This window comes from Priestia megaterium (assembly GCF_023824195.1).
Taxonomy (GTDB): domain Bacteria; phylum Bacillota; class Bacilli; order Bacillales; family Bacillaceae_H; genus Priestia; species Priestia megaterium_D.
The window spans coordinates 3,433,067-3,449,972 of sequence record NZ_CP085442.1 but is presented as its reverse complement, the minus strand read 5'-3'; the positions used below and the strand labels follow the sequence as shown (position 1 = coordinate 3,449,972).

Sequence of the window (16,906 nt, the reverse complement as noted above, 5' to 3'; positions counted from 1 at the left end):
CGATAAATGAGCTATAAAGCTCTTTTAAAACCCTTATTTTGGTTATTATTTATGAAATATAACCCCGATATTCCTAAGGTATACGCGACGTTTATCTGGCTCATGAGAAGCAAATATTTATAGAACGTTAGAAATAAAGAACTCGCGTTTGTAATGAATACAGCAAAAAAGCTCTCTAAAAGTACTTTTAGAGAGCTTTTTTAAAAATCACCGGCTTTTGCAATTCCTAAATTAGATTCAAAGTCGGTAATGTACACACAGGCATTGGTATACTTTTCAGATGCTTTATAGCTAAAGTCTCTACTTACACTATAATCTTCACCTATAGGTTCATAAGCTTGAATAGATTTAATTTGGTTGTCTAAAGACAAATCAAAATTATGAGTGGCTTTTTTTAATTGTTCGAGCTGCAGTTTTGTATAACTGTCACGATGTTTTTGGATTTCATCTTGCATAAGCTCTATTTTATATTTAGATAGGGTGTTAATATGATCAATCGCAGGTCCCATATCTTTTTTTATTTGTGCTTTAGAAGAACGCATATGTTTATTATCAAATAAGGCCAACTCGTTATGGTCTTCATCCCAATCTTTTGTTGCATCTATAATATCATGCATATTGTTCATGAGCGTAACTTCATAGATAGTCTTACTTGAATTAAATTTTTTATAGGATTTTACATACTCTTTTTCTGTTAAAGTATCTACGTCTTTTGCTAAGTGCGCTATGCTTTCTTTTAGCTCGCTATCACTTTGTGTTTTTACTTTTGACGTACTATTAATAGACGCAGACAGCAAGTTAAAATCATTTTTATAGCTTTGAAACGTTTTATCTTCTATCTTTCCGTCTTTGTTGATTAAGCGTTCGGACTCGTTTTGCAGGAATTTCAGCTCTATGGCTAGCTCTTTTTTTGCCTCACTTCCATCTATGCTTTCATTGCTTGAACGCGTGGGACTGCACCCCATTAATCCAAGCGCCAAAGCTATCATAATGGTCCCTGTTGTTACCTTGCTTATGTTCCTCATGTTGAAACTTCATTTCTATTTGTTTATTACTTGCATATAAAAGACTATATCACATAAATGGAATATTTATCTTTATATACTATTAAATGTTACATTTCGTGTAGATAAACTAAAAAAAGTATTATAATGGAATTTATAAAAATAGTGTTAAAAGAAAAAACAAACAAATAACCATGCACTTATACTTTTTTACTATTAATTTGACTTCTAAAGGAGGAAATCAATATGGCTGGAATCGCTAAAACCCCCGAACCGCCTTATTATGCCGTTATTTTTGCTTCTGAAAGAACGGAAGGTGAGAAGGGTTATGGAATAATGGCAGACAAAATGGTAGAGCTTGCATCTAAACAAAAAGGCTTTTTAGGAATAGAAAGTGCCAGAGATCAAGACTTAGGCATTACCGTTTCATACTGGGATTCCTTAGAATCAATCAAAATATGGAAAGAAAACTCAGCCCATCGCGCAGCACAGCACAAAGGGAAAACAGAATGGTATCAAAAGTTTTCGCTTCGGGTTTGTAAAGTGGAGAGACATAGCTTTTTTGAGATGTAAGGCGTATATGGTTGATTGCTTTAAAAAAGGGGAGAAGCCGTTATGTTTTATGGCGTTATAGGATTTATAGCCGTTTTTATCCCTTTGTGTTCGTTAGAAGCAAAGCTAAGAACGATTGTCAAACAAAATGATAGATTCATTGAATTACTTGAGAAACAGAATAGAAAGTAAGAAAACGCTAATGGACTCAACGTTTATAATATCATCTCCTGACTCTAGTTACGGGAGATGTTTTATTTTAAGTTTAATATTAAAACAAATGTTTAGGAGTGCATAAAAAAAACCTCAGTAGGAGGTCTAGTTATTCCTTTTTAATAAAAGCCCTTATAACAAGCTCATTTACTGTCGTATGTCATTCAAAGGTTGTAATTATAAAGGGAGGCTATATTTATCGTTTCATCGGGAAAAATTAGCTAAACTTCGTAATTTCATACTAGGATTTTTCATTTAATCACCGTATTTTTTTCTGTACGTGAGAAACGTTACCAAATATACAACTGAAATCATCGTCAGAAATATTAGCGGTGAAATACCATTGCCACCATAAGAACTTTTCCCTTGAAAAGTCCGATAAATTGACTCTACAACTTCTAAAATTAGCATACCTATAACTACCACAAATGCATATGATTGAGCCTTCGTGCTGATAAATTTCCTTCTTTCATCCCCCTTTCGAGAAGATGATGAAACAAAAATCAAAATTCCGCAAACTAACAGGATGAATGAATACACAATTTTAACCCAATCCATTTTACTCCTCCTTATTATAAATGTAAAAAGTATTTTACATTTATTGTTGTAGCATCAGTTCCAAAAATGTCAAACTCTTTTTACATTGTAAATTATTTGTATAAAAGAATGGTTAATATAAAATGATTTTATAACACAATGCCGCGTTACAAAGTGACTTAAATCAACTCCACTGGTAAAATGGAAGTAAAAGGAATTATTATGTTTCACCAACTAAAAGTGAGGTGGGTTGTTTGGTTCTTCATAAAAAAACAGTGTCACTTGTCGCTCTTTTTTTACTGCTGTTAGTAATAAGTTCAAATTACGTGTTGTACCACTCTTCTTTTGGTCTTCAGTCTTTGCCAGATGATCTCAACGGAGTAGTAGTAGGCTCTATTGTAGATTTAAGCCTTGTGGCTCCGCTGTTGTTTTTAGCTTGGCAGCGTAAGTTCAGCGTAAAATATTTTATTGTATTAATGGCCACAGGCCTTATTGCTGCGCGTTTTATCATTCCGAGTGAATACTTGGCTTCTTTTCAGTCGGTTATGTGGCTAGGTGTTGGAATAGAAGGGGTACTCATTCTATTCGAACTTTCACTGCTGTTTATGCTGGTTAAAAACGTACCGCCTATTTTTAAAAGAGTCAAATCAAGTTCTTTGCCGCTTTTATTTTCTTTTTCGCGTGCTCTAAACGAAAGATTCCCCAAACAAATTTTTATACACATACTGTGTTCAGAAATGCTAATGTTTTACTACGCGTTTGGAACGTGGAAGAAGAAGCCGAGTGCTGAAGCCAACACCTTTACTCTGTATAAACGCTCAAGTTTTATTACGTTTCAAATTATGATTATTCATGCGATTGTCATTGAAACATTAGGGCTTCATTGGCTGCTGCACAATACGTCTATGACTCTTTCAATCGTTTTACTGATCCTTAATATTTATAGCACTGTTTTCTTCATAGGAGATATTCAAGCATTAAGGCTTAACCCTTTACGAGTGGAAGATGATCGCATATACATTTCGTTTGGTTTAGCTAAGCGTATGGAAATCTCTTTTAAAGATATTGAAGAAATAGTAGAAGACACTCACATCCTCCAGCAAAAAATACCTAACACCACGATTGAATTTATCGCACGCGATTTTGAAAAAGTTTATCCTGATCTTTTACTAACATTAAAGTCTCCAATTGAAGCAACACTTTTTATGGGAATCAAAAAGAAATACCAGCAGGTCGCCATTCGCGTAGATGATCCTCATGCGTTTAAAAAAATAGTCAAAGAGCGTTTGGAGAAAAATAAACAAAGTATGTAATCGATGGATTGAATTCAAAATTAACGAACAAAGAGGTCATGCACATTGAAAATTTATAAATTCAGTAAAGAACATGGCAATAAAGTAGAAAAATATCAGTCGCATTTAGCCACTTACGTAAAAATGGCACAAACAAATGAAGCAGCTACCATTGGCTATATGTATATAGACGGAGAAGGAACGGTAGGGCATCATCAAGCTCCTATACCCCAGCTATTTATCGTTGTCGAAGGTGAAGGATGGGTAACAGGAGAGGACCAAAAACGAATTTCGATTAAACGTGGAGAAGCAGCACTGTGGGAAAAAGGAGAGTGGCATACGTCGGGAAGTGAAGAAGGTATGACTGCCATTGTCATTCAATCGGAGGAGCTACATCCTGAAACATTTATGGAGAGAAAAAAGCACGCTTAGATAAGTTGTCCAAGCGTGCGGCTTTCTTATAAAATGCTGAATTTTTTGAGAGCAAACTCAATCCCGTCTTCACTCGATTTCTTCGTGACAAAATCAGCGGCGCTTTTTAACTTATCAGATCCGTTGCCCATTGCAATTCCAAGGCCGGCTAACTCTAACATATCGATGTCATTTTCTCCGTCTCCGAATGCGATAGCCTCGGATTGATGGATGTTAAAATAGTTTAAGACCTTCAGGATGGCTCCCGACTTTGTGATTTCTTTTTGAAGAACACTTACTATAAAAGGATGCCATCTTTTAAACATTAAATGTGGAAATTGCTGTGCATACTGCTCGGCGGTTTTGTCATCAGCGTATAAGCACATTAAATAAATATCTTCGTCATAAATACGCTCATTAATTTGAGGATAATCACTGAGCGATAATGTTTCTTTCAGTGCTTTTAAAATATTATCATCTTTAATCCCGTTCATGCTGAGCTCTTTTGTATAAAATGAAAGGCCGTGATTTTCTGTTGCTGCGTATTCAAAGACTTCGCGCGCAACGTGCTTATCCATGGACAGCTTGTGAATGACTTTTTCATTATGTACAGTAAACGCTCCGTTTGCGGTAATGAGCGTATCTATACCTAATTCTTTAACTTCTTCACATAGAGATAAAGGCCTTCCAGTAGCGGCTACGATTTTTAATCCTTTGTGCTTTAAACATTTTATAATCTCTCGGGTTTTAGCGGAAATAGTCCCGTTTTCGTGGTGCGTAAGGGTTCCGTCCACGTCAAAGAATACAATTTTATAGCTCATAGTAATCTCCTTGTTTAAACAGCTTTATCTCTTTTTACATTTATAAGCAATAGCGCACAGGCTAAAATCGCTGCCACGTATAAAATCACAGAAACAACCGGTTTATGTAAAAAAGCAGTATGATTGTATGAAGAGTCATACAAATAAAGAGCGGCTAAAAATAGAATAGGCAGTAGTTTCTTCATGTTGTCACCTCCTGGTTTTATTATACATATTTTCCTTGTATTTGTATGTAACCTTAGTGAGAGCGATAGAATAATAGTATTTTACATAAGCAAAGAGAAAGAGAAGTGACGAATATGACGATACATCACTATATAGGTTCTCCTTATGAATTGCCTACAGGAAGTTTTGGCACAAAAGAAACGCTGGTGCCTTTATCCAAGGTTGCTTCGTTTGATCAAAATCAAAAGAAAGATAAGCTAATTACAATCTACGAGAAAGAAGAAGATGCGTACGGTATTAGTATCAATCGCTTAACTGACGGGTACAGCGACATTAAGCATGCATTTACCTTGCCATATATCTACGAATTATCTTGCGATGTGCACCCTAAATCCATAAGAGAGCTTTTTGCTTTTATTGAAAAACAGCTGATAGAGGGTTGTCACATTGAATTATATTCTTGCTTAGACGGAGATGAAACCAAAGAAAAAGATCTCAATTTAAATATGATTATTAACTTAAAAACGCTTTATTTTGGAAAACATTATAAATTGGACAAAAAGAAGTATATCTATGAATTAGGGGAAATGTTTAAGTTTGAAGATAAACAATTTGTAGTGGTGGTTAAGTGAGTGGGTTAGCCTGTAACTTTTGGATAAGAGTTATAGGCTAACCAGACTGATATTTATAAAAAAGGTTTGATATATGGAAGGCTTAAACCAACATAAATAACAAATGACATAAGCAAGTAACAGCCAATAACACTTCTTCTAACTGGTTTAGAAGCTTTTTTTAGCCAGCCCCAATGCTTATCATCATGGTCAAAAATGAAGTAATCTAAAATGACAGATAACGTGATAATAACAGTAATTATTAATAAGCCCATATGTATCCTAACTTTCAATTCATAATTTATATTTGTAACAATATAACTTATTATCCAATTAATTATAAAAATGATAAAACTTATATGTAATCTATATCTTTAACTGACTTTTTATAAAAAATATAAAGTTTATAAGAAAGTTAGAAAATGAATGATAAATTATTCAATCCATAAGGACGAGCAAAGCAAGCGCTGGCATTCATTTATCAGCGCTTATTTTACTTCTAGAACATATCTTACGCACTCTAAAAATGAACTCCACGCACACAAAAATAACTGTTTTTGTAAAATATATTTGACATAATGAAAATATTACCATAAACTATAAATGTAAAACATGTTTTACAGTTTAAGGGTGGTTTGGGATGAATGGATAATCGGATTAAAGAACTAAGGAAATTTAAAAAGCTGTCTCAAGAAGCGCTGGCTATTGCTTGCAATGTGTCAAGACAAACGATTAATGCGATTGAGAATAATAAGTACGATCCAAGCTTAGAGCTAGCATTTCAGTTAGCAGATAATTTGGAGGTTAGTGTAGAAGAATTATTTTTATACAAAAACAGGGGGAATTCATAATGAAAAATGTAAAAAACAATTATGTATGGGCTGCCATTATTTTGCTAAGCTGTGCTTTTGCATTGTATACAATTTATATAACAGATTTTAAAGATGGAGTGAGGTTAGGTGTAACGGGAGTTATAGCAATAGTCTTGGTTATCACTACTTTATGTCAACTTGCTACGTGGGGATTTGATCGAGAAATTCAAAAAGACGAGATGGGTAAGAAAATTGCTACTTTGAGTGCTAAAAGAAGCTATCATATCTTAACTATAGGTCTTTTCCTCCTTTGGATTTTAGATCGTATTATTTTTGTAAGAAAAAATGATTTTGGAAATATCTCTTTATTTGCAGCTTTATGTCTGGCATTGGTTATCTTTCCAATCGTTCAATTCTTTTCTGCTAGACGATATAGATAAACAGTCAAAAAGCCTAGAAACACTATGTTTCTAGGCTTTTTAAAGCTAGTAGTATGCAACTAACGTAGAAATACTAATAACCTTATGTAAGATCATTATCTTCGTACGTTTCTTTTCGCCATTTGTGATAAAAAGTAAGTCATTTTAGTCTACAGTCGTCCCCGCAAACACAAACGTAATAATCCCCAATACAAAAAACAGCTGAGAAATCACGCCTACTATACTGCAAATCAGCCCGGCGATAGCGAGCCCTTTACCGCCTTGATTGGTAGCAGCTATTTGATTTGATGCTTTTTTGTAGAGGATAATTCCAATAATACCTGTAACAAACCCGATGATTGGAATAAAAATGGACAGGACACCTAGAGTTAGAGAAACAATAGAGTTGGTGTTTATTTGAGGTTTTGTATTAGTTTCCAACATATTCACTCCCTATGAATTATATTTTTTGATTATACCATAAAAAGGAATAATCTCCTTTTTACTAATAAAATTAGAAATTTTTAGAATTATATGTGTCTCCGTATATTTTCTATGCGTTGTTTCATCAAACATATGAAGGTATGTACAAAAAGAAACGCAGGATTGTAGAGTATATTTAATGAGATAGCAGATCTGCTCACAAAATCATTTAACCTAAATTAAGGAAATTATGATAGAATAATCCACAAGGATGTGAATAAATGGAATTGTTTATACCGGATGCTTTAGTGTATTTATCATTTGTGATTATGACAGCGTTTTTTGTACATGCTGCTATTAAACTAGCTGCATTTCAAACAATACATAAACATGTTTGCCTGCAGCAAAAAGACATGTATCTCATACAAAACGTAAATCTTTTACGTGCTCAGGACCTCATCTGCTGCGTGTATTATAAATACAAATTTATACATTCCGTTCACAGACAAGAGGCAATAGGTGAACAAGACGATGAAGGTCCGCATTCACCAGTATTTTTTTCATTTAACTAAAAAAATACTGGAGGAATATAGATGTTAAAATATAAAAAAATAATTTTGCTTATCGGCGTTTCTATTTGCCTGCTTGCCGGCTGTGATTCAGCAAGTGAAGGAAAAGGATCTTTTATAGCAGATCCTTTTTTTATTTGTGATTTCGCTAAATGAGTAAGGCAAGAATAGTACAGGCAGATGTTGTCATACATATTACGGTCATAAAGAATGAACGGAGGAGCAAAAAAAGGTTATGTCGTCATCGACTTTTTATAGTTTGCTAGCTATAATTGGTAGTGAATATTCATTTTTGTAAATAAAAGGTGATTTTGGATGTCATCAAAATGATTAACTTTTTGATTTCTATGATTACACCTAACTACTAATAGAGAAAGTGAAGTGAGCAAATGACAAATCTTTTGGAAGTTAGAAACGTAGAAAAATCGTTTGGCCAAAATAAGGTTTTAAAAGATGTTTCATTTAATGTACCTCCTGGATCGATTGTGGGATTTATTGGTGATAACGGAGCGGGGAAATCAACGACGTTTAAAGCAGTATTAGGATTAATTTCGAGAGATAGCGGAACTGTAGAAATATTTGGTGAAGACAATTTAAATAAAGATGCGACGATTAAAGAAGACATTGGAGTCGTGTTTGATGCGATTAATCTGCCGGTTTCTTTGACCATAAAACAGCTAAACAACGTTTTTAAGAAACTATTTAATTCTTGGGAAGAAGCTGATTTTTACCGGCTGATTCCTTCTTTTTCATTGCCAGAAGATAAAAAAATACATATGTTTTCACGCGGCATGTCGATGAAATTATCTCTAGCGGTAGCGCTGTCTCACCATGCTAAATTATTGCTGCTAGATGAAGCGACAGGAGGACTGGATCCGTCGTCGAGAGAGGCAAATACTAGATGAGTTAAAAGCATTTGTCAGCGATGGCAACAGCGGAATACTGCTGTCGTCTCACATTATGAGCGACGTCGAAAAAATCGCTAGCCATCTTGTTGTAATTAAAAGCGGTGAGGTCTTATTAAATGAAGAAAAAGAGAAGGTTTTTCAGAAGTATGCAATTGCCGTCATGAATGAAGAACAGCTGAATGTACTTCCTGAAGATTTAGTAGTGGCAAAAAGAAAGTATGATACGTCTGTCCGTGTACTAGTATCAGATAAGCATCAACTGCCAGAAGGAACTGTAACTGAACCGGTGTCGATGGAAGAACTAAGCGTGCTTTTAACAAGGAGTGAAACGTAAATGAGAGGTCTATTGTTAACGAACTACTACCTCATTCACCGAAGCTTTTTGACGTACACAGCCCTCGCCATAGTTATTTCTGCGGTCATCTTTTATTTTGCGGATCCTTCATTTTACCGTATTATAGCGATGTTAATTATTTTATTGATGGCAATGCCGGCGCTTGAAGTGATCAAACTAGAAAGCAAAACCGGCTATGACAAATACGTTCTTACTCTTCCGATTAGTCGGAAAAATGTGGTGCAAAGTCACTATATTTTTTACTCTTTGATTGTCGTCAGCGGAACCATACTATCCTATGCGGTTTTTTCAATGTATTCGCTTATTTCCAAGAGTGGAGTAGAGGATATAGTAAACCTCGTTTCGTTTGGTACATTTATCGTTCTTTTTGCCGGTGCACTTGCTTATCCGCTTCTTTACGTATTCGGAGCAGAGAAATCTGATGGGATTGTACTTGGAGGTGGCATGGGGGGTCTCTTTGTTGCGATTTCTTTACAGGGAGTCGTTGGGTACTTAGTTGAGATGTTATCGGCATCAAGCTTGCCGGTCGCTTCTTCTTTTTATATTCCTATCGTATATACACTGTTTGGAATTGTGATATATATTCTTTCTTATTTTATTGCGCTGTCTATCTATCGTAAGAGACAATTTTAGTATACTAATGGCGAAGTATCTCTACATTTTCATAAAATAAAGCAATAAAAAGCAGCCGATAGAGGCTGTTTTTTTATGATGTAACCACTATCTGCATAAGCTGTTTTTAGCTGCTATGCCGTCTATTTAAGGAGAGCCCTGCAGCTTTTTCCTTCATCTAGCTATATATTTTCTACGATTGAATCATAAAAAAGAAGTTGAACCTTAAAGGTAACAAAACCTTTTATAATTAGGTGAAATGTGTAAAAATGTTATGTATTGTCATTTATTTTCACGGATAGGGAAGGACGTATGATCTTGAAACGATTTGCTTTAAGCCTGAGCAGCGTGCTTCTTGCATGTGGACTTACTGCATGTCAAAGTAACAATGAGACCGTAAAACTAAAAAAGGAGCCAAAAATCATCTCTATTTCGCAATCGAAAGGATACAATGGTTTTTATAATGACTATTTTTACTCTTCACGAGATAAAAAGGTGACAGAAACGATAGAAAGAGCTATTGAATCAGCTGCTCCGACCAATAAGGACGTGATGATTCTAAGACCCATGTACGATATTTATGTGGAATACAAAGATTCTTCCCGTAAAGAAATGCATTTAACCTTAACAGACAGAGGAAAACAAGGCTATTTATCAACAAATAATTCAAACAAAGAAACAGCAATAAAATTTTATAAACTGAGCAAAAAAGACCTTAAAAATATAGCTGATATCATTGGTGATAAAGCTTAATTTATGGGAGCTTTTACAAAAGTTAATTGTTTCCTTTATACACATGTATTATAGTAAAAGATGCAGTTTTAAAATGAGAGAGGAGATTATATGGGGAATTTCTTGAAACAGGCTTCAAATGTATCAAAAAACGCTTTTCTTGCTACGCTGATTTTGTATGTCATTATTGTAGCGTCTTTTATTCCGTCAATTGTATTTGCGGGAGCTTTCTTTGCTATAGTAATTAAAATAGCAGCAGCACTTTTAATCTTAGTGACAATCCTGGGAATGATTTATTCGTTCTTTATTAAAGGCGGCCAAAAATTTCTTTTTTTACTGTTACATGCCGCTTCTCTATTCATTGTCTTGTTTAGTATCTCTGCTTTTATGCTCGCTAAAAGCGCTGAGTTGACATAGTGAAGAGGAATTACATATGCAAAAAGGCAGGAGAAATCCTGCCTTTTTATTTTTGTGAGATTTCAAGTTGATTCGTATTTTCTGGAGAAGCGCTGCTAACTATTTGGCTTTCCTTAAAGAGACTTGTTTAACAAGAAAAAAAGAAGGAAAAGGAAGAAAAAGGAGCTGTGATAATTTGGAAATATTCATAACCTTGGCAGCAGGTGTGGGGTTTCTTTTATCTTTTTTATGTTTATCCTGCTATAAGCGAAAGCAAGGGGAAACCTTTAAGTGAAAGCCAAACCTATATAATGAGAGGGCTAGCTGTAATTGTTCTTTTAGCCAGCTTTATTGCAGGAAATCACTTTTTTTCCTAAAAAGGAGTCTTATTAAATACTGATGCGCGCATCTCTCAATCTAGAAAATGCTTATGAATAGAATATGCACTACAAATACGCACTTGAAATTGTGTAGACCATCTAGATGAGATGTGAAGAGGGGAGGACAATATGACGAAATGGTATAAGCATGCGCTGATTCCTTTTGCTATAGGCATTTTAAGCTTCGTATGTTTTATGATTTATAGTAAAGTGACGGCAGACTCGAGTCTTCAGCTGAACCAGGCACTGTTTATTTCAATGGGTATAGGTATTGGTGCAGTCCCAGCCTCTTTTTTTATAGAGTATCAAAAAAACAAAGAAAAGAGAAAGTTTCATAGCTAAGCTACGTACCGAATGCCCGTTAGTTGTTTATTTTGTTGAAATGGATGTGATGATCTGTTTATTCTTGCAAAGATTGGTATGTTTGCCTTCGTCATTTTACTTCACATTGCCTTTCGAAAACTGATTTTTTATGCGCATGAAAAACAAAAAACATCCCCAAAAGAAGCAAGAAGGATATTAATAAGAGGAGTTTTAGTTATTTTGATCATCTTGTTATCCATCCTGAACTTTTTGAAGTTTTATTATGGTGATTAAAATAGAGAAGGAAAACAATTGACTCCTAGTAAGTAGGAGTCAATTCTTGTTTGCTCTCTAGATAAAATAGTTACCCTTTTTAATCATTCTTACTATGCAAACTGAAATGTAGATGGCGATTATTTTAAAATAGAGTTTTCTGTTGACTCAGAATATACCAAGTTCGGCATTGTAATTTCAAGGAAATGCTTAATTACTAATGCACATGCACCCAATTCATATGCCTTTTTTCCGGTTGAGGAGATTAATAGTTCACGGTAGTGACTTATAGAGGAAGAAAGGTTGCTCTTAATTTTTTGTATAGAATCTGGGTATCGAGAAAGTAGTTCACTATCAATAATCAAAATTTCAGGATTATAGATATTGATGATATTATTTAAACCAATTGAAATATAATAAATAAAATTTTCCATTTCTTGATGTGTTTCAATATCTTTTCTATCGAGCTCTTCTTCAATATGTTTAAAAGTCATATTACGAACTTGTTTCCTTTGGGAAAGGTTCTTTAAAAAGACTGACTCAGAGGCATATTTCTCCCAACATCCTTTGTTTCCACAGGCACAAAGCTCTCCATTTGGTTGAACAATCATGTGACCAATTTCTCCCGCATAGCCATCATGGCCTTTAGATAATTTATTGTTTATTAAGATTCCAAGACCTATACCTGAACGAAGCGTTATACATACTAAGTTATCGGATTTATGATGTGTGTAAGATCGCTCAGCAAAAGCTAGTAAATTTGCATTATTTTCAAGATACACATCCACTTTTACCGCTGCTTCTAAGTCCTCTTTTAAACTAATATCATGCCACTGCAACCTAGGGATATAATGAATAATTTCATCAGTGGTAACGAGACCATGTATGGAAATAGCTACACCAATCAGGCCGTATCTAGACATAAGACATTTATCTTTATAGTCGTTAATTTTTTTTACTAATACATTAAAGATATTCGAGTAATTTGTATCATGTATTTTGACTGTATCTGAAGAAACTGGACGACCAAGAAGGTTAGAGAGAGTAAATGAGATTTGACCATAATCTAGATCAATTCCTAGTGCGTATCCTGCAGTTTCATTCAAAGATAGCATTATAGGCTTTCTTCCAACGTTTGAATAGTCTTGCTGTGTCTCAATAATAATATCTTCTTCAAGTAAACTTGCAACCTGTGCTGAGATAGTAGCTTTTGTTAATGCTGTAACCTTAGACAATTCAGCTCGTGAAATCATTCCTGTCTCTACAATTTTGCTAATAATTAAAGATCGATTTAATTTTTTGATGTAAGCTGCATCACCGTTAGGCATAAATATATCCTCCGAATTTTCGTTGACATTTTTTTTATTATAGCATCTTCATATGAAAAAAAATAATTGTAAAATTTAAAATATTTAATTGACTGAATTTTATATACATGCTAAATTATTTTTATAATTAATTAGTTTAGTAAACGAACAAATTAATTATAACAGAAAATGAAAGTGTTTACATATCCTTTTATCCATAAAGTCAATTTTGTTTCCTTAGGAGGAAAATAACATGAAAGAGTTTTTAGCAGACGATTTCTTACTATACACGCCTACAGCTGTTAAGTTATATAAATACTTTGCTAAAGAAATGCCGATTTTTGATTTTCACTGCCATTTAGATCCAAAAGAAATTTTGGAAAATAAACAATATAAAAATCTTACTCAGCTATGGTTAGCAGGAGATCATTACAAGTGGCGAACAATGAGAATGAATGGTATAGCTGAGCATTTCATTACGGGGGAAGCTAGTGACTGGGAAAAATTTTTTGCTTGGGCAGAGACGGTGCCCTCTTTAATTGGAAATCCGCTGTATCACTGGACTCACATGGAATTAAAGAATTTTTTTAATATTAATAAAAGACTTAGTCCAGATACCGCACTTGAAATTTGGAACGAATGCAACCAAAAACTGCAAAGTGCCGATTTTACACCTCAATCGTTAATTAAGAAATCTAATGTACGATTTATAGGGACTACGGATGATCCTACCTCTACCCTTAAATATCATCAATTGCTAAAGCAGAATTCTACGTTTGAAACAAAAGTTGTTCCAACCTTTCGTCCTGATGGAGCAATGTTTATTGAACGTCCAACTTTCCAGGAGTGGATCAAGAACCTTGAACACGTAGCTAAGGAACAAGTAACATCTTTAGCAGAATTAATAAAAGCGCTTAAACAGCGAGTTGATTATTTTCATGACAATGGGGGAAGAGCAGCGGATCATGATATTCCTTACATGCAATATCAAGAAGTGACTCTAGCCGAAGCAGAAACAATTTTTACAAGACGTATGAATGGCGAACGTCTTTCACAAGATGAATTAATTAAGTACCGATCGTTTCTTTTAAAAGAACTAGGAAAAATATACGCTCACAAACAATGGGTAATGCAACTACATATTGGAGCTATGCGAAACAACAACACAAAAATGAAAAAACTTTTAGGGTCGGATGCAGGGTTTGATTCAATTGGAGAAGCAGATATCGCACGAGGATTATCGGAATTTCTTAATACGCTTGATCAAGAAGATGCGCTGCCGAGAGTCGTATTATTTAATTTAAATCCTAAAGACAATCCTGTACTTGCCTCGATGATGGGGAATTTTTATGAAAATGGCGTTACTGGAAAAATTCAGTTTGGTACAGCTTGGTGGTTTAACGATCACATTGATGGAATGGAGCGACAAATGAAAGATTTTGCTAACGTTGGGTTATTCAGTCATTTTATCGGTATGTTGACAGACTCTCGCAGCTTTCTCTCCTATGAAAGACATGATTATTTTCGTAGAATACTATGCAACCTAATTGGCGAGTGGGTAGAGCAAGGAAAGGTTCCCAATGATTCTACAATTCTGCAAGCGCTGATTGAAAATATTTCTTATTACAATGCAGAGAAATACTTTTTACAACGTTAATATGAATAAAGTTCTTTTTCTTATTACAGATCATGCTGATGTTGAAGATTAAAAGAAGGGCGGGAAAAGGATGGGTATTTTGCAAGATTTATTAAAAGATATTCCTATTCCTAAAATGGCCAAGGTACAAGTGGCATTTGATGATAAAAAAATCCATGACGTTCAACATGTATTAACAGAAAAATTAAATCAAGAAAATATAAAAAGAAGAATAACACCTGGAATGGAAATTGCCATTGCAGTAGGCAGTAGAGGGCTTGATCAAATAGTAGAAATGACAGCTACCACAGTACAGTTCATAAAAGGACTTGGAGCTATTCCTTTTATTGTTCCAAGCATGGGTAGTCATGGCGGAGCAACTGCTGAAGGCCAGCAAGAAGTTTTACGCCATCTTGGAATAACCGAAGAGAGTGTACAATGTGAGATTCGTTCTTCAATGGAGGTAGTGGAAATTGGACAATTATCCAATGGATTACCTGTCTTTGTAGATAAGCATGCTTCAAAAGCTGATGGAATTATTGTTGTAAATCGAATAAAACCACATACAGCTTTTCGCGGTCCAGTGGAAAGTGGTCTCATGAAAATGATTAGCATCGGTTTAGGAAAACAAAAAGGAGCAGAAGCTTGCCATCAGCTAGGGTTTAAATATATGGCTGAAAACGTTCCTGCAATGGCTAAAGTTATTATGCAAGAACTTCCTATTCTATTTGGTATTGCTAGTATTGAAAACTCATTTGATAAGGTAGCTGTAATAGAAGTGTTGCCTTCTGAACAAATTGAGGATAAAGAGACTAATCTACAAATTATAGCTAAACAGCTTTTACCGAAACTGTACTTTGATGAGCTAGACGTGCTGGTTATTGATGAAATTGGCAAAAATATCAGTGGGGATGGAATGGACCCTAATGTCACAGGACGCTACCCAACTCCATATGCTCATGGGGGACCGGCCGTTAATAAGATGGTTGTTTTGGACTTGACTCCTCAAACAGAAGGAAATGCAAATGGAGTGGGAACTGCAGACTTTACAACTCAAAGATTGGTAGATAAGGCAAACCTAGAATTTATGTATGCCAATGGCTTAACTTCAACGGTTGTGGCGCCTACAAAAATACCTACTACGTTACCCAATGATCGCCAAGCAATTCAGGCAGCTATTAAAACAAGTAATATATTAGACTTTACTCAAGTAAAGATGGTGCGAATTAAAAATACGTTAGAGTTAAGTGAAATTGAGATTTCTGAGGCATTGTTGAATCATATCCATTCTCATCCTCACATGCAACAAAGTTCAGAGCTTTATTCTATATCATTTAATAAAGAAGGAAACTTCTTAAGAGCGGAGGACAGGAATGAAACAATTATTTGATTTAACTAAAAAAACTGCAGTCGTAATTGGTGGGAATAGCGTTTTAGGTTCATCTATAGCGATAGGACTAGCTAATCATGGAGCAACAGTTGCTATTGTAGGCCGTAATCTAGAAAAAGCAGAAGATGTAGTGAAGGAAATAGAACGTAACGGAGGAAAAGCAAAAGCTTTTCAAGCTGATGTCAGTGCTCGTGAATCCTTAATTGAAGTAGCTAGTGCTATCGAAAAATGGTCAGGAGGATGGGATATTCTTCTTAACGCTCCTGGTAAAAATAGTGGAACTCCTTTTTTTGAGCTAGATATGGACGAATGGGATGATATTATGGATGTCAATTTAAAAGGAATCGTACTTACGTGTCAAATTTTCGCTAAAAAAATGATTGAACAAAAAAGAAAAGGCAGTATTATTAACATTTCTTCTGTTTCTTCGACTACTCCGTTATCTAAAGTATTTACGTATTCTGTGTCAAAAGCCGGTCTTAATAGTGTAACGCAATTCTTAGCTAGAGAATTAGCGCCGACCGGTATTCGGGTCAACGCAATTATTCCTGGATTTTTTCCAGCAGAACAAAATAAAAAATTACTAAGTTCACAGAGGGTAGAAGCCATTATGGGACATACACCTATGAAGCGATTTGGTAAGCCAGAAGAACTGCAAGGGGCAGCGGTTTGGCTTTCTTCAGAAAAGGCTTCTAGTTTCGTAACAGGAACGCTAATACGGGTGGATGGTGGATTTGGAAGCATGACAATTTAAAAGCAAGAAGATTGTCAAAGACGGGAGGATA

The 16,906-nt window shown here is 34.9% G+C and carries 22 protein-coding genes and 1 pseudogene; 16 read left to right on the top strand and 7 right to left on the bottom strand.

The features are described from left to right. Positions 1 to 200 precede the first annotated feature (200 nt). Positions 201 to 989 (bottom strand): hypothetical protein, encoded by a 789-nt coding sequence (locus tag LIS78_RS17775; protein ID WP_252284107.1) that lies wholly within the window; start codon positions 987 to 989, stop codon positions 201 to 203. 261 nt (positions 990 to 1,250) lie between these two features. Between LIS78_RS17775 and LIS78_RS17770 the strand changes: the two genes are divergently transcribed. Further along, positions 1,251 to 1,577 (top strand): antibiotic biosynthesis monooxygenase family protein, encoded by a 327-nt coding sequence (locus LIS78_RS17770; RefSeq protein WP_209150283.1) that lies wholly within the window; start codon positions 1,251 to 1,253, stop codon positions 1,575 to 1,577. A 447-nt stretch (positions 1,578 to 2,024) separates the two neighbouring features. Here LIS78_RS17770 and LIS78_RS17765 read toward each other — a convergent pair whose 3' ends face one another. Beyond that, the gene (locus LIS78_RS17765; RefSeq protein ID WP_209150281.1) at positions 2,025 to 2,327 is read right to left on the bottom strand and encodes a hypothetical protein; all 303 of its coding nucleotides are present in this window, start codon (positions 2,325 to 2,327) and stop codon (positions 2,025 to 2,027) included. A gap of 233 nt (positions 2,328 to 2,560) precedes the next feature. Between LIS78_RS17765 and LIS78_RS17760 the strand changes: the two genes are divergently transcribed. Further along, positions 2,561 to 3,619 (top strand): beta-carotene 15,15'-monooxygenase, encoded by a 1,059-nt coding sequence (locus tag LIS78_RS17760; RefSeq protein WP_252284106.1) that lies wholly within the window; start codon positions 2,561 to 2,563, stop codon positions 3,617 to 3,619. A gap of 45 nt (positions 3,620 to 3,664) precedes the next feature. Next, positions 3,665 to 4,030 (top strand): cupin domain-containing protein, encoded by a 366-nt coding sequence (locus LIS78_RS17755; RefSeq protein ID WP_252284105.1) that lies wholly within the window; start codon positions 3,665 to 3,667, stop codon positions 4,028 to 4,030. A 26-nt stretch (positions 4,031 to 4,056) separates the two neighbouring features. Here LIS78_RS17755 and LIS78_RS17750 read toward each other — a convergent pair whose 3' ends face one another. Beyond that, complete coding sequence (locus tag LIS78_RS17750; protein WP_252284104.1) at positions 4,057 to 4,830, bottom strand: Cof-type HAD-IIB family hydrolase; 774 nt, start codon at positions 4,828 to 4,830, stop codon at positions 4,057 to 4,059. A gap of 14 nt (positions 4,831 to 4,844) precedes the next feature. Beyond that, entirely contained in the window at positions 4,845 to 5,015 is a 171-nt protein-coding gene (locus LIS78_RS17745) for a hypothetical protein (RefSeq protein WP_252284103.1), read from the bottom strand. Positions 5,016 to 5,129: 114 nt separating this feature from the next. Between LIS78_RS17745 and LIS78_RS17740 the strand changes: the two genes are divergently transcribed. After that, positions 5,130 to 5,627: a hypothetical protein gene (locus tag LIS78_RS17740; RefSeq protein WP_252285354.1), complete on the top strand. Its 498-nt coding sequence runs from the start codon at positions 5,130 to 5,132 to the stop codon at positions 5,625 to 5,627. Between the two features lie 53 nt (positions 5,628 to 5,680). On the opposite strand, the gene LIS78_RS17735 is transcribed toward LIS78_RS17740, so the two are convergent. Next, complete coding sequence (locus LIS78_RS17735; RefSeq protein WP_252284102.1) at positions 5,681 to 5,881, bottom strand: hypothetical protein; 201 nt, start codon at positions 5,879 to 5,881, stop codon at positions 5,681 to 5,683. 369 nt (positions 5,882 to 6,250) lie between these two features. Between LIS78_RS17735 and LIS78_RS17730 the strand changes: the two genes are divergently transcribed. Next, positions 6,251 to 6,457: a helix-turn-helix transcriptional regulator gene (locus LIS78_RS17730; RefSeq protein WP_252284101.1), complete on the top strand. Its 207-nt coding sequence runs from the start codon at positions 6,251 to 6,253 to the stop codon at positions 6,455 to 6,457. Then, positions 6,457 to 6,858: a hypothetical protein gene (locus LIS78_RS17725; protein ID WP_252284100.1), complete on the top strand. Its 402-nt coding sequence runs from the start codon at positions 6,457 to 6,459 to the stop codon at positions 6,856 to 6,858. Before LIS78_RS17730 ends, LIS78_RS17725 begins: the two co-directional genes overlap by 1 nt. A 144-nt stretch (positions 6,859 to 7,002) precedes the next feature. Here the strand turns inward: LIS78_RS17725 and LIS78_RS17720 are convergent, their stop codons facing one another. Continuing rightward, entirely contained in the window at positions 7,003 to 7,278 is a 276-nt protein-coding gene (locus LIS78_RS17720) for a DUF4190 domain-containing protein (RefSeq protein ID WP_252284099.1), read from the bottom strand. Between the two features lie 263 nt (positions 7,279 to 7,541). Between LIS78_RS17720 and LIS78_RS17715 the strand changes: the two genes are divergently transcribed. The 7 genes and pseudogenes from LIS78_RS17715 to LIS78_RS17690 all read left to right on the top strand — a co-directional run bounded on the left by LIS78_RS17715 (position 7,542) and on the right by LIS78_RS17690 (position 11,554). Continuing rightward, positions 7,542 to 7,832 carry a hypothetical protein gene (locus LIS78_RS17715; RefSeq protein WP_252284098.1) on the top strand — a complete coding sequence of 97 codons (291 nt, stop codon included), beginning with the start codon at positions 7,542 to 7,544 and terminating at the stop codon, positions 7,830 to 7,832. 21 nt (positions 7,833 to 7,853) lie between these two features. After that, positions 7,854 to 7,985, top strand: coding sequence for a hypothetical protein (locus LIS78_RS31465; protein ID WP_286676928.1), 132 nt, complete (start codon positions 7,854 to 7,856; stop codon positions 7,983 to 7,985). A 233-nt stretch (positions 7,986 to 8,218) separates the two neighbouring features. Then, positions 8,219 to 9,071: pseudogene (locus LIS78_RS17710) on the top strand (ABC transporter ATP-binding protein). Next, positions 9,072 to 9,725 carry an ABC-2 transporter permease gene (locus LIS78_RS17705; RefSeq protein WP_252284097.1) on the top strand — a complete coding sequence of 218 codons (654 nt, stop codon included), beginning with the start codon at positions 9,072 to 9,074 and terminating at the stop codon, positions 9,723 to 9,725. A gap of 297 nt (positions 9,726 to 10,022) precedes the next feature. Further along, on the top strand, positions 10,023 to 10,457 hold the full coding sequence (locus LIS78_RS17700) for a YhfM domain-containing protein (RefSeq protein ID WP_252284096.1): 435 nt from the start codon (positions 10,023 to 10,025) through the stop codon (positions 10,455 to 10,457). Positions 10,458 to 10,547: 90 nt separating this feature from the next. Continuing rightward, complete coding sequence (locus LIS78_RS17695; RefSeq protein ID WP_209150273.1) at positions 10,548 to 10,853, top strand: hypothetical protein; 306 nt, start codon at positions 10,548 to 10,550, stop codon at positions 10,851 to 10,853. Positions 10,854 to 11,341: 488 nt separating this feature from the next. Further along, complete coding sequence (locus tag LIS78_RS17690) at positions 11,342 to 11,554, top strand: hypothetical protein (protein WP_195782483.1); 213 nt, start codon at positions 11,342 to 11,344, stop codon at positions 11,552 to 11,554. Between the two features lie 374 nt (positions 11,555 to 11,928). Here LIS78_RS17690 and LIS78_RS17685 read toward each other — a convergent pair whose 3' ends face one another. After that, a complete protein-coding gene (locus tag LIS78_RS17685) occupies positions 11,929 to 13,116 on the bottom strand; it encodes an ROK family protein (RefSeq protein ID WP_195782484.1) in 1,188 nt (395 codons plus the stop codon). 232 nt (positions 13,117 to 13,348) lie between these two features. Here LIS78_RS17685 and uxaC point away from each other — a divergent pair, with 232 nt between their 5' ends. From uxaC to LIS78_RS17670, 3 genes are all read left to right on the top strand, one after another. Beyond that, entirely contained in the window at positions 13,349 to 14,752 is a 1,404-nt protein-coding gene (uxaC, locus tag LIS78_RS17680) for a glucuronate isomerase (RefSeq protein WP_195782485.1), read from the top strand. A 70-nt stretch (positions 14,753 to 14,822) separates the two neighbouring features. Next, the gene (locus tag LIS78_RS17675; RefSeq protein ID WP_252284095.1) at positions 14,823 to 16,121 is read left to right on the top strand and encodes a nickel pincer cofactor-dependent isomerase, group 22; all 1,299 of its coding nucleotides are present in this window, start codon (positions 14,823 to 14,825) and stop codon (positions 16,119 to 16,121) included. Beyond that, entirely contained in the window at positions 16,105 to 16,875 is a 771-nt protein-coding gene (locus LIS78_RS17670) for an SDR family oxidoreductase (protein WP_195782487.1), read from the top strand. Before LIS78_RS17675 ends, LIS78_RS17670 begins: the two co-directional genes overlap by 17 nt. Positions 16,876 to 16,906: the final 31 nt, after the last annotated feature.